The 11943-nt window shown below is 59.9% G+C and carries 11 protein-coding genes; 9 read left to right on the plus strand and 2 right to left on the minus strand.

Annotated elements, in window-relative coordinates:
• Positions 1-10 precede the first annotated feature (10 nt).
• The 7 genes from CLU92_RS13120 (at position 11) to CLU92_RS13150 (ending at position 7428) form a co-directional block, all read left to right on the plus strand.
• Positions 11-1006 carry a glycosyltransferase gene (locus tag CLU92_RS13120; protein ID WP_101484665.1) on the plus strand — a complete coding sequence of 332 codons (996 nt, stop codon included), beginning with the start codon at positions 11-13 and terminating at the stop codon, positions 1004-1006.
• A complete protein-coding gene (locus CLU92_RS13125; RefSeq protein ID WP_101482241.1) occupies positions 1006-1923 on the plus strand; it encodes a formyltransferase in 918 nt (305 codons plus the stop codon). Before CLU92_RS13120 ends, CLU92_RS13125 begins: the two co-directional genes overlap by 1 nt.
• 21 nt (positions 1924-1944) lie before the next feature.
• On the plus strand, positions 1945-2997 hold the full coding sequence (locus tag CLU92_RS13130) for a bifunctional UDP-4-keto-pentose/UDP-xylose synthase (protein ID WP_101482242.1): 1053 nt from the start codon (positions 1945-1947) through the stop codon (positions 2995-2997).
• Complete coding sequence (locus CLU92_RS13135; protein WP_101482243.1) at positions 2997-3956, plus strand: polysaccharide deacetylase family protein; 960 nt, start codon at positions 2997-2999, stop codon at positions 3954-3956. The genes CLU92_RS13130 and CLU92_RS13135 overlap by 1 nt, the downstream gene beginning before the upstream one ends.
• A gap of 75 nt (positions 3957-4031) precedes the next feature.
• Positions 4032-4502 carry a peroxiredoxin gene (locus CLU92_RS13140; protein WP_101482244.1) on the plus strand — a complete coding sequence of 157 codons (471 nt, stop codon included), beginning with the start codon at positions 4032-4034 and terminating at the stop codon, positions 4500-4502.
• A gap of 300 nt (positions 4503-4802) precedes the next feature.
• The gene (locus CLU92_RS13145; protein ID WP_101482245.1) at positions 4803-6614 is read left to right on the plus strand and encodes a PhoH family protein; all 1812 of its coding nucleotides are present in this window, start codon (positions 4803-4805) and stop codon (positions 6612-6614) included.
• A 139-nt stretch (positions 6615-6753) separates the two neighbouring features.
• Positions 6754-7428, plus strand: a complete 675-nt coding sequence (locus CLU92_RS13150) for a site-2 protease family protein (protein WP_101482246.1) — start codon at positions 6754-6756, stop codon at positions 7426-7428.
• A gap of 67 nt (positions 7429-7495) precedes the next feature.
• Here CLU92_RS13150 and CLU92_RS13155 read toward each other — a convergent pair whose 3' ends face one another.
• Positions 7496-9178, minus strand: a complete 1683-nt coding sequence (locus tag CLU92_RS13155) for a serine hydrolase (RefSeq protein ID WP_101482247.1) — start codon at positions 9176-9178, stop codon at positions 7496-7498.
• A 758-nt stretch (positions 9179-9936) separates the two neighbouring features.
• Between CLU92_RS13155 and CLU92_RS13165 the strand changes: the two genes are divergently transcribed.
• Together CLU92_RS13165 and CLU92_RS13170 are read left to right on the plus strand one after the other, a co-directional pair.
• A complete protein-coding gene (locus CLU92_RS13165) occupies positions 9937-10878 on the plus strand; it encodes a bestrophin family protein (protein ID WP_101482249.1) in 942 nt (313 codons plus the stop codon).
• An 83-nt stretch (positions 10879-10961) separates the two neighbouring features.
• Positions 10962-11162 carry a heavy-metal-associated domain-containing protein gene (locus tag CLU92_RS13170; RefSeq protein WP_101482250.1) on the plus strand — a complete coding sequence of 67 codons (201 nt, stop codon included), beginning with the start codon at positions 10962-10964 and terminating at the stop codon, positions 11160-11162.
• A 48-nt stretch (positions 11163-11210) separates the two neighbouring features.
• On the opposite strand, the gene CLU92_RS13175 is transcribed toward CLU92_RS13170, so the two are convergent.
• Positions 11211-11939 (minus strand): glutathione S-transferase, encoded by a 729-nt coding sequence (locus CLU92_RS13175; RefSeq protein WP_180338513.1) that lies wholly within the window; start codon positions 11937-11939, stop codon positions 11211-11213.
• Between the last annotated feature and the right edge of the window lie 4 nt (positions 11940-11943).

An 11943-nucleotide genomic window follows, 5' to 3' on the forward strand; every position in this document is an offset into this window, starting at 1 on the left:
CAGCGCGCCGATGAAACCTGAACTGTCCATTATCATTCCAATCTACAACGAGCAGGATGGCCTGGCCAGCCTGTTCGCCCGCCTGTATCCGGCCCTTGATGCCTTGCAGACGAGCTACGAAATCATTTTCGTCAACGATGGCAGCCGCGACAATTCGGTGGCCATCCTGGCGGAACAGTTCCGCCAGCGCCCCGACGTTACGCGCGTGATCTTGTTCAATGGCAATTATGGCCAGCACATGGCCATCCTGGCCGGTTTTGAAGCGTCGCGCGGGCAGATCATGATCACGCTCGACGCCGACCTGCAGAACCCGCCTGAAGAAATCGGCAACCTGGTGGCCAAGATGCGCGAAGGCTACGATTACGTGGGCTCGATCCGGCGCAAGCGGCAAGACTCCGCCTGGCGCACACTGGCGTCGAAAATGATGAACCGCCTGCGTGAAAAGATCACGAATATCAAAATTACCGATCAGGGCAACATGCTGCGCGCGTATGGCCGCAATGTGATCGACCTGGTCAACCAGTGTGCCGAAGTCAACACCTTCGTGCCCGCCCTGGCCTACACGTTTGCCCGCAAGCCTACGGAAATTACCGTCGAGCATGAAGAACGTGCTGCCGGCGAATCGAAATACTCGCTGTACAGCCTGATCCGTCTCAATTTCGACCTGGTCACGGGCTTTTCGCTGATACCCCTGCAAATCTTTTCCATGCTGGGCATGGCGATGTCGCTGGGCTCGGCATTGCTGGTGATCTTCCTGCTGGTCCGCCGCTTCCTGCTGGGCGCAGAGGCCGAAGGCGTGTTTACCCTGTTCGCCATCGCCTTCTTCTTCATGGGCGTGATCCTGTTCGGCATCGGCCTGGTGGGCGAATACGTGGGACGCATCTTCCAGCAAGTGCGTGCCCGTCCCCGCTATGTGGTGCAAACTATCTTGCAGGACGGCATGACCCAGGCGGAAGCCGAGGCGCCATCGTATGTGCGCCTGGAAAAGCGCCAGGTGGGCCGCTGATGGGCGCCCCACGCGCCGTCGTCTTCGGCTACCACAATGTGGGCGTGCGCTGCATCAAGGTGCTGCTGGCCGGTGGCGTCGATATCGCCCTGGTCGTCACGCATGAAGACAGCCCCACGGAAAACCTGTGGTTCGAATCGGTCGCCAGCCTGTGCCAAGCCGAAGGCATCCCCTGCATCACACCAGGCGATGCATGCGCGCCGGAACTGCTGGCGCAGGTGCAGGCCGCAAAACCGGACATGCTGTTCAGCTTTTACTACCGTCACATGTTGCCCGCCAGCATCTTGGAAGTCGCTCCCGCCTACAATATGCACGGCTCGCTGCTGCCGCAGTTCCGCGGCCGCGCGCCCGTCAACTGGGCCGTGCTGCATGGCGCCACGGAAACGGGCGCCACCCTGCATGAAATGACGGTCAAGCCGGACGCCGGCGCCATCGTGGCGCAAACGGCCGTGCCCATCCTGCCCGACGACACGGCGTTTGAAGTATTTGGCAAGGTCACCGTGGCGGCGGAACAAACCCTGTGGGGCGTGCTGCCGGCCTTGCTGGACGGCACGGCGCCACGCCATCTCAACGATTTGCGCCAGGGCGCTTATTTTGGCGGGCGCAAGCCGGCAGATGGCCGCATCGACTGGAAGTTACCCGCGCAACAGGTATACAACCTGCACCGGGCCGTCGCGCCACCCTATCCCGGCGCATTTACCGAAGTCAACAATGTCATTTACACCATTGAACAAGCCCGTTTGAGCAAGCATTCGGCAGGAAGTTTGCCACCGGGCTTGGCGGTAGTGGATAATTGCATCTTTGGCGTCTGCGGAGACGGTCGCATGCTGGCCATTTCCGCGCTGAGGGCTGCCGGGGAGCCAATTTCGGCTCAGCAATTGCAAGCAAGTCTGACCGCCCGCGTCAGCACACACTGATATCACTCAAGAGAATCTCACATGAAAAAAGTCCTCATCTTAGGCGTCAACGGCTTCATCGGCCACCATCTGTCCAAGCGCATCCTCGAAACCACCGACTGGCATGTCTACGGCATGGACATGAACACGGACCGCATCACGGACTTGCTGGAAGATGACAACTACAAGTCGCGCATGCACTTCTTTGAAGGCGATATCACGATCAACAAGGAATGGGTCGAGTACCACGTCAAAAAATGCGATGTGATTCTCCCGCTGGTGGCCATCGCCACGCCGTCGACCTATGTCAAGCAGCCGCTGCGCGTCTTCGAACTGGACTTCGAAGCCAACCTGCCTATCGTGCGCTCGGCCGCCAAGTACGGCAAGCACCTGGTGTTCCCGTCGACCTCGGAAGTGTATGGCATGTGCCATGACGAGGAATTCGACCCTGAAAACTCGGAACTGATCTGCGGCCCGATCAACAAGCCGCGCTGGATCTACTCGAATGCCAAGCAGCTGATGGATCGCGTGATCTGGGGCTACGGCATGGAAGGCTTGAACTTCACCCTGTTCCGTCCATTCAACTGGATCGGCGCAGGCCTCGATTCGATCCACACGCCAAAAGAAGGTTCCTCGCGCGTGGTAACGCAATTCTTCGGCCACATCGTGCGCGGCGAGAACATCTCGCTGGTCGACGGCGGCGCGCAAAAACGCGCGTTCACCTACATCGACGACGGCATCGATGCACTGATCCGTATCATTGCCAACAAGAATGGCATCGCCAGCGGCAAGATTTACAACATTGGCAATCCGACCAATAACTATTCGATCCGCGACCTGGCCGGCATGATGCTGACCCTGGCCGCCGAGTACCCGGAATACGCCGAAGGCGCGAAACACGTGAAAATCGTGGAAACGACCTCGGGCGCCTACTACGGTGCCGGTTACCAGGACGTGCAAAACCGCGTGCCGAAAATCACGAACACCTGCGAAGAGCTGGGCTGGGCGCCGACCACCACCATGGCCGATTCCCTGCGCAATATTTTCGACGCCTACCGCAGCCAGGTAGCCCAAGCCAAAGCCTTGATGGATTAATGTTGAGCAAGCCGTTCCTGACCCTGAAAATCGACGTCGATACCTATCGCGGCACCCGTGAAGGCATGGGCAATCTGGTGCGCATGTTGGCCGCGCACCAGGCCAAGGCTACCTTTCTGTTTTCGCTGGGCCCCGACCATACGGGCTGGGCCCTGCGGCGCGCCTTGCGGCCTGGCTTTTTCAGCAAGGTGTCGCGCACTTCGGTGGTCGAGCACTACGGCTTGAAAACATTGATGTACGGCACCTTGCTGCCGGGACCCGATATCGGCAAGCTATGCGCGGCGCAATTGCGCGCCGTGCGCGATGCCGGCTTCGAGTGCGGTATTCACACCTGGGATCACACCCTGTGGCAAGACAACGTGGCCAAGCGCAATGCCGCATGGACCATCAACATGATGCGCAAGGCCGCCAACCGCTACGAACAGGTATTTGGCGTGGCGCCGCACACACACGGCGCGGCCGGCTGGCAAATGAATGTCAGCGCCTTTGTCGAGCACGACACGGCAGGCTACCGCTTTGCCTCCGATGGCCGCGCCATGCTCGACGCGCGCGGCGCCATGGTGCATCCGACGAACGGCCCGCATCGCGTGCGCAATGGCAACACCATCCTGCAATGCGTGCAATTGCCCACCACCCTGCCCACCCTGGACGAGTTGCTGGGCTGCGAAATCGACGGCAAGCTGATCACGACCAGCAATGTTGCTGCGCATATATTGTCGCTGACGCAGGACAATCCCCGCGATCACGTGTATACCTTGCATGCGGAACTTGAAGGACAGAAACTCGCCCCCATTTTCGAACAACTGCTGACGGGCTGGAAAGCCCAGGGCTACCAGTTTGCAGCGATGGGCGATTATTATGAAAAGATACAAGATAGCGACTTGCCCGTTTGCCCCATCACCTGGGATGAGTTGCCCGGGCGTTCGGGACGCCTGATTGTGCAGGGCAAAGCGGCCTGAATGCTGTATTGTTGCACCTGGATGCGTTGCCAGATTAAAAAACAGCGCTGATGATCACCGTTCAGGAGAGAACCTGTGGCTGATAGCCAATCCCTCGTTAGCATACCCGACTTTAGCGCCGCCATGACCAGCGGCAAGACCTTTCAGTTGCTGGGCCGTCCAGCCAAGGCCACGGTGCTGTTTTTCTATCCGAAGGACAATACCCCCGGCTGTACCACTGAAAACATCGCCTTCCGTGACGCCTACCCGCAATTTGTCGCCGCCGGCGTGGAAATCTACGGCATCAGCCGCGATTCGCTGCGCTCGCACGAAAGCTTCAAAGCCAAGCTGGAACTGCCATTCGAGCTCATTTCCGACCCGGACGAAGCCGTTTGCCTGCTGTTTAACGTCATGAAGATGAAACAGATGTATGGCAAGACGGTCCGTGGCGTCGAACGCAGCACGTTTGTGATTGACGCTGAGGGCCGATTGGTGAAAGAATGGAGAGGCGTGAAGGTCGCAACTCACGTGGAAGAAGTGCTGGAATTCGTGGCGCGTCTGAAGTGATCATCTGTTCTGATCGAATGCGCGTTGTCGGCTTCCAGCCAGCTTAGTTCGAAATTAGCTCAACCGCAGTTCAGTTCACGGTACCTATCGCCATTTTGAGTCAACGAAGCGCCTCCACCCACTCCGCCAGGCGGGCCTGTAGCCCGCCGATGGCGTCCATGACCGGCCATGTTGCCGGCCTTCCGGCAGTCTCTCGTCCTGTAGTATTGTTGTCCTCCCGCATCCACCCCATGAGAAGTGCCGCCAGAAGCTGGCTGCCCATGGGCGATTCATTCCAGAAATTTTTTGATTGAGATCCTGATGCCACTGCCAAAATTACCGAGCAAGCCAGCCACCATCCTGGCCACACAAGATTACCCAACCGCAGGCGCAGCGCGCCCGGCCACCAAAACCCCGGCAGCCAAGAAAGTGGCTGCACCTGTTATTGAAGCGGCGATCGCCGAAGTTGCCAAGCCGGTCCGCAATGCGGCCACGAAGATCAAGCAAGTGGCGGCCCTGATGGTCGCCAAGCCGGCACCAGCACCTGCGCCGGTTGCGGCCGCACCTGCAATCGTTGCCGCGCCTGCGGCAAAAGCCGCGCCGGCGGCGAAAGGCAAGGTTACGCCGATCAAGTCCGTCAAGCAAGCCGAGCAGCCGCATCCGGCCAAGCACAAGCCTGTCGAAGTACAGCTCAAGTCGTCCGCCAGCCGCGCCGCCGACCAGCGCGGCATCAGCAAGCTGTTCGTGCTCGACACCAACGTGCTGATGCACGACCCATCGTCGCTGTTCCGCTTCGAAGAACACGATGTGTACCTGCCGATGATGACCCTGGAAGAGCTGGACAACCACAAAAAGGGCATGACGGAAGTGGCGCGCAATGCCCGCCAGGTCTCGCGTACCCTCGATGCCCTGATCAGCAACACGGATGACGACGCCATCGAACACGGTATCCTGCTGTCCAAGCTGGGCAACAAGGATGCCAAGGGCCGCTTGTTCTTCCAGACGCGTTTGCAAAGCGCGGACTTGCCAGCTGGCTTGCCAGTGGGCAAGGCCGACAACCAGATCCTCGCCGTCGTGCGTTCGCTGGAATCGGAGCAGGAAGGCCGCCCCGTGGTGCTGGTGTCGAAAGACATCAATATGCGCATCAAGGCGCGCGCCCTGGGCTTGCCGGCCGAAGATTACTTCAACGACCATGTGCTGGAAGACACGGACTTGCTGTACTCGGGCATCGTGCAGCTGCCGGATGACTTCTGGAACAAGCATGGCAAGGACATGGAATCGTGGCAGGAAAGCAAGAACGGCTACAGCTCGACGTTCTACCGCGTGACGGGTCCGTTCATTCCATCGCTGCTGGTCAACCAGTTCATCTACCTGGAACCGAAAAACGGCGAAACGCCGTTCTACGGCCAGGTGAAACAGATCAACGGCAAGACGGCCGTGCTGCAAACCCTGCGCGACTTCAGCCACACGAAGAACAATGTGTGGGGCGTGACGGCACGCAACCGCGAGCAGAACTTTGCCCTGAACTTGCTGATGAATCCGGAATGCGACTTCGTCACCCTGCTTGGCCAGGCCGGTACCGGCAAGACCCTGCTGGCCCTGGCCGCCGGCCTGGCGCAAGTACTGGAAACCAAGCTCTACAACGAAATCATCGTCACCCGCGTGACGGTGCCCGTCGGCGAAGACATCGGTTTCCTGCCAGGCACGGAAGAAGAAAAGATGTCGCCATGGATGGGCGCCTTCGACGACAACCTGGAAGTGCTGAACAAGTCCGACTCGGATGGCGGCGAATGGGGCCGTGCGGCAACGCAAGACCTGATCCGCTCGCGCATCAAGATCAAGTCGCTCAACTTCATGCGCGGCCGCACTTTCGTCAACAAATTCCTGATCATCGATGAAGCACAGAACTTGACGCCGAAACAGGTCAAGACCCTGGTCACGCGCGCCGGTCCCGGCACGAAGATCCTGTGCCTGGGCAACATCGCCCAGATCGACACGCCGTACCTGACGGAAGGCTCCAGCGGCCTGACCTACGTGGTCGACCGCTTCAAGGGCTGGACCCACAGCGGCCACGTCACCCTGGCCCGCGGCGAGCGTTCGCGCCTGGCGGACCACGCCAGCGAAGTGCTGTAAGTTATAGCGGGCGGCGCAAGCTGCCCCAGTCATTCAAAGCCCCGGCTGCAGCGATGCAGGCGGGGCTTTTTTCATGTGCGCGACTTTTCCCTGCGACATGTTCTAATACCGCTCTCTTTCTTCCTGGACACCTAACCCGATGCATCCCGCCTTCCAACTGCTGCTTTGCCTTATCCTTTTCATGCTCATCCACATTTCCGTCATGGCCGTGTGCGCTCGCGCATGTGGCATCACCGTGCGCAGCATCAGCTACGGCGTGGGGCCCACCTTGCTGAGCTGGCGGAAAGTCCACATCAAGCTGCTGCCGCTGGCCGGCAATGTGGCCTTGAAGGATACGCGCGAGGAAACCTTGTATGACGACGACCCTTGTCTCGATGCCTACAACTTCCAGCCGCTGTGGAAGCAGGTGCTGCTGCCATTGAGCGGCGTGGGTGTGCTGCTGGCCGTGGCGTTCGGGATACTGGGCGCACCGGGCTGGGAGCATTTTGTCGCGGCCTTCGGGCAAATCTTCCACGGTGCGCTGGCGCCGTTGTCGACGGCGCAGGAATTGCTGGGTGAAGGGGAAACGTTTGCCCGTACGCACAGCTTTGCGCTGGTATTCGCTCTGTTCTCATTGAAACTGTGCGCGTTCAACCTGCTGCCGTTCGCTGGCTTGAACGGCGGACAGGCGCTGCTGGCCATCGCACGCGGCGGACGACCGTTTGTCGCATGGGAAGAAGCGCTGACGAAGTGGGTGCTGTTGCCGGGGCTGGCGATCTTGCTGGCGTGGGTAGTGGCGTTCGGCTGGTATGGCTGGAAAGCAATGGGGGCATAACTGCCACCGCTAAACCCATGCCTGCCGTCAGCGTACGCTGGCCGGCAGGCTGGACAGAAAAATACGCTTAGTTCACCCGCTTGGCCGGCATATCCTGCCCTTCCTGGCGCAGCACCAGTTGCTCGGTCTTGCCATTGGTATCCTTGCTGAAACGCACTTCCGCATCGACTTCATTCGAAAAGAAAGCCGTCTCGCTCATGGGCAGCATGGCAAGCTTGCGGAAACCTGTCACCTGGGCAAAGAACTTGTCGCCTTCACGCGTCACTTCCAGATACACCTCGGGCGCCAGCGCGTAGCGGCCAACGTAGCCATCGAATTGCGCGTGCGACATGGCGACCACGGCGCGGGCCGGCTTGACGGCGCTGGCCCGTTCATGCACGGACTTCGACTCGCCGCCATCGTTGAGGATCAGCTGTGCTTCTCCTTTCGGCCCCCGTTCGAACTCGGCAGTGGTGAGGGTGTTCTCAATCAAAAAACCATTGGGCGAATAGGCCAGCAGGCGCTGCGCCGGGCGACCAGTACTCTGCAGCAGCAGATTGCCCTCGAAGTTGCGGATCGTGTAGCCAGCCTTGTCATTGATGGCATACACGCCCGCATACGCATCGAGGATGGCGGGCTTGAGCGTGATGACCTTGATCTCCGGATACGGCCGGCCCACGGCGATGGCGGCCGCCTTGCGCGCTACCACATCGGGATCGACCAGGCCCGTGTCCGAGTTTTCCAGCACGGCAACATACACTTTTTCTTTCGGCAAGCGCATCGCATACGTGGAAAAACCATTGATGCCACCGCTATGGTGGATGACGGGGGTATTTTGCCATGTGCCCACCTTCCATCCCAGGCCGGAGCGGGTCGCCTTGCCGTCGTTCAGCTTGGCCGGCGTGAATGCCTGCTGCCAGGTGGCAGCCTTGAGCAGCTTGCCGTCCGAAATGGCCGCATCCCAGCGGGCCAGGTCGTCCACGGTGGAGACGAGCGCGCCGGCCGAATACGGCTGCGTCATGCTCAGCGGCAAGTTCGGCACAAACGTCTCGCCCGAACGGATATGCCCGGCTGCGCGCTTGACGGGTTGGCGCTCGTGGCCTTCATAAGCCGTGTCCTTCATGCCCAGCGGCACGAAGATCTGCTGTTCCACAAACGTGGCATAGGGCTGGCCCGATGCCTTTTCGATGATGGCGCCCAGCAGGAAATAGCCGGAGCTGCTGTAACTCCACTGCGTGCCCGGTTCAAAGTCGGGTGGATCGTTCTTGAAAAAATCGATCATCTGCGCCACGCTCAAGTCTTTCGTGCTGTTGGGTACGAATTCTGGCTTCCTCGTGTAGTCATGGATGCCGGACGTGTGCGCGAGCAGCTGCTCGATCGTGATTTTCTTGCCATGCGTCGGGTAATCGGGGAGGAATTTCGTGATGTCATCGGTGATAGCCAGCTTGCCCTGGTCGGCCAGCAGCAGAATGGCGACGGCCGTGAACTGCTTGGAAATGGAACCCAGGCGCAGCGACATGTCGGGCGTCAGCGGCTGGCCATCCTGCACGCTGGCCAGGCCATACGCCTTGCGCAGCAAGGGTTGGCCATCCTTGATAACGATGACGACGGCGCCCGGTTCGCCGGACTTGTAATACGGTGCGATGCTGGCATCGATTTGCGCGGCCAATGCTTGCTGCCGCTGGCTCAGTGGAACAGGCTGGTCGGCCCAGGTGTTCGGTGCTTGCAACAGGATCAGGGTGGCGAAACAGATGCTGGAAACTTTAAACATGGAGACCGCTTTCAAAAGAAGGAGGAACAAGCATGGCCAGGCCCCTGGCGACGGCTATCGGGCGGACGCGTTTGCCTTAGAAAATATTTCCAATTAGGTCACTTAGCCTAGCAGACACGTCAGGAGAGAATCTCTCCTTTTGTCACAATGGGAATTTCATGGCTGCTTGACACCATGATTTTCTGCACACCTGTCGTAGGCTCGAAGCAATGCAGAAAGGCAAGCGGCCAAGGAGCTTGCATTTTTTCATTCGACACCCGCGGCAAGCACCTGGCCATGTGGGCAATCCGTCGCTGCCAGCGTCACGCATAGCCCAGAAATGTGTTCGCCGTGCCTGGCACGTGCGCCCGGGACTGCTGCCACTGCGGCGGCGCCGAAGTGGACACTGTGCCGAACTGCAGTTGGCCGGGCCACAAGCAGCATACGCGCTGGTTGCGTAACAGCGATATAAACAGCGCGACATTGAAACAGCAACAGGCAATGACATAAGCCGAAGCGCTGAAATTCACACATACACTTACAGATGAAATATTCATTCATGAAATGAATAATGGCCATTATCATTTTGAATTGGCCGGGAGCGCAACGGCGGCCTATACTCAAGCCGTCTCCCCTACATTGTTTCCCATGCTCACCCTGCTCAGCCCGCATACATCGCGGGCTTTTTGTTCCCGGCATTTGCCACGCTGTCTTTCCTCCCTTATCGATCACCGGGCGCGCCTTTCCACGCAGGCCCAGCCACGAACAGGGAGCACGGCATGATCGTGCGCGAGCGTCCATCGGCGCTGCGCTTGTTTCTGGTGGTGCGCGGCTCTGTCCTGCCCCGCATCCGCACTACCCTCATCGTCAACACCCTGATTGCCACCATTGTCACCTGGTGCCACGGTACCCTGTTCGATCACAAGGTCATCCTCACCACCATCCCGTTTACCCTGATCGGCTTGCCGCTGGCCATCTTCCTTGGCTTTCGCAATACGGCCGCCTACGACCGTTACTGGGAAGCACGCAAGCTATGGGGCGAACTGGTATTGCGCAGCCGTAATTTCTCGCGCCAGTGCCAGACCATGATACGCAGCGATACGCCAGCCCACGCCAGGCTGGGTCTCCAAGATGTGCGCGTGCGCATGATTTACCGCACCATCGCCTTTTGCCACGCCCTGCGCCACCAGCTGCGCGACACGCGTGGACCGGCCGACTTGCAGCCGCTGCTGCATCCAGCAGAATGGGAGGCGGCCTGCAAGGCGGCGAACCCGTCCGACTACCTGATGTTGCAGATGGGCCACGACCTTGCCGACTGCATCCGGCAGGGGCGTATCGACACCATCCTCGCCACGCAGATCGATAACACGGTCTCGGCCATGGTAGCGGCGGGCGCCTCGTGCGAACGCATCCGCAGCACGCCGATTCCCTTCTCGTATTCGCTGCTGCTGCACCGCACGGCTTATCTGTACTGTTTCCTGCTGCCCTTCGGCCTGGTCGACTCGCTGGGCTTCATGACGCCCTTCGTCGTCGCCATCGTCGCCTATACCTTCTTTGGCCTCGATGCCCTGGGCGACGAGATCGAGGAACCGTTCGGCGAAGATGCCAACGACCTGCCCCTGTCGGCCATGTGCCGCGCCATCGAAATCAGCTTGCGCGAATCCGTGCAGGATGAGAATGTGCCGCCGCCCATGCAAGCTGTCGACTTCATGCTGAATTGATCCACACGCCAGCTTTCCCCTTGACCTTACCATCGGGGGAAGGCTTACAGTGGGTGCACTTAATCATTCAAGGAGTGCTTGCCATGTATCAGTTACAAGTTGAAAACATGAGCTGCGGCCATTGCGTCGGCTCGGTCACGAAAGCGGTGCAAGGCATCGATCCCGCCGCACAGGTGCAGATCGACCTGGCCAGCAAGCGCGTGACGGTGGAATCGCCTGCCGAACTGGGCGCCATCAGCGCCGCCATCGTGGAGGCGGGCTACCCCGTCACCAGCGCGCAGTAACAGCAGTGTCAGCAACAAGACAGCCGGCCTTCGCGCCGGCTGTCTTGTTTACCCGTCCAGTTCCGGGTAGTGACGGAAGATGCCTTCCTCATTGAATGCAATTCTGCGCTTCGACTTAAGGTAGCGGGCAATGTTCGGCCGCGCCGCCACGGCGTCGTGCAGCGCGAAGAGTGCGGCGTACCGGGGTGCCAGGCGCTCCATGGCTTGCGGAAACGCATAGCGCAGGCCAGCCAGCATCTGGAACAGCGACAGGTCGCCATAGCTGAGCCTTGCGCCCACCAGATAATGGCCACGGCTGCGATTGTTCAGCAAGACCTGGGTGAAATAATCGAGGAATTTGGGCAAACGCGTGGCGCGGAAATCGGTACTGCGCTGCAGGGCAGCCTGTTTCTGCTCGTCATAATACTGATTCATCGATAGCGGATGGTGCGTGTCGTGCACTTCTGTCAGCCAGTCGGCCATTGTCAGTTGCAACTGGTTCAGCCACAGGCGACCACTTTCCGCGCGCGGCGCCAGGCCCAGGCGCCGGCCCAGGTACAGCAGAATATTCGTGGTCTGGCCGATCAGCAAGTCGCCATCGCGCAGCACGGGCGGCGCGTAGGCGGCATGTGGCGTACTGTCGCCATCGAGGCAGGCCAGCATGGCCGCCATGCCCTGCCCCTTGCGCTCGGGCAAGCGGGCGATGTCGCGGTAGTCGGCACCCGCCTCTTCCAGGGCCAATCGGATAAATTCGCCGCGCCCCTGGATCGTCGGCCAGTAATACAGTTCATACGCCATACGC

The sequence above is a fragment of the Janthinobacterium sp. 61 genome, assembly GCF_002846335.1.
Taxonomy (GTDB): Bacteria; Pseudomonadota; Gammaproteobacteria; order Burkholderiales; family Burkholderiaceae_D; genus Janthinobacterium.

Excerpts from the sequence above, each read along its gene's own strand:
- CLU92_RS13120 (WP_101484665.1), top strand. The coding sequence starts at position 11 with ATGAAACCTGAACTGTCCATTATCATTCCAATCTACAACGAGCAGGAT.
- CLU92_RS13150 (WP_101482246.1), top strand. The coding sequence starts at position 6,754 with ATGCATCCCGCCTTCCAACTGCTGCTTTGCCTTATCCTTTTCATGCTC.
- CLU92_RS13135 (WP_101482243.1), top strand. The coding sequence starts at position 2,997 with ATGTTGAGCAAGCCGTTCCTGACCCTGAAAATCGACGTCGATACCTAT.
- CLU92_RS13170 (WP_101482250.1), top strand. The coding sequence starts at position 10,962 with ATGTATCAGTTACAAGTTGAAAACATGAGCTGCGGCCATTGCGTCGGC.
- CLU92_RS13125 (WP_101482241.1), top strand. The coding sequence starts at position 1,006 with ATGGGCGCCCCACGCGCCGTCGTCTTCGGCTACCACAATGTGGGCGTG.
- CLU92_RS13165 (WP_101482249.1), top strand. The coding sequence starts at position 9,937 with ATGATCGTGCGCGAGCGTCCATCGGCGCTGCGCTTGTTTCTGGTGGTG.
- CLU92_RS13155 (WP_101482247.1), bottom strand. The coding sequence starts at position 9,178 with ATGTTTAAAGTTTCCAGCATCTGTTTCGCCACCCTGATCCTGTTGCAA.
- CLU92_RS13145 (WP_101482245.1), top strand. The coding sequence starts at position 4,803 with ATGCCACTGCCAAAATTACCGAGCAAGCCAGCCACCATCCTGGCCACA.
- CLU92_RS13130 (WP_101482242.1), top strand. The coding sequence starts at position 1,945 with ATGAAAAAAGTCCTCATCTTAGGCGTCAACGGCTTCATCGGCCACCAT.
- CLU92_RS13175 (WP_180338513.1), bottom strand. The coding sequence starts at position 11,939 with ATGGCGTATGAACTGTATTACTGGCCGACGATCCAGGGGCGCGGCGAA.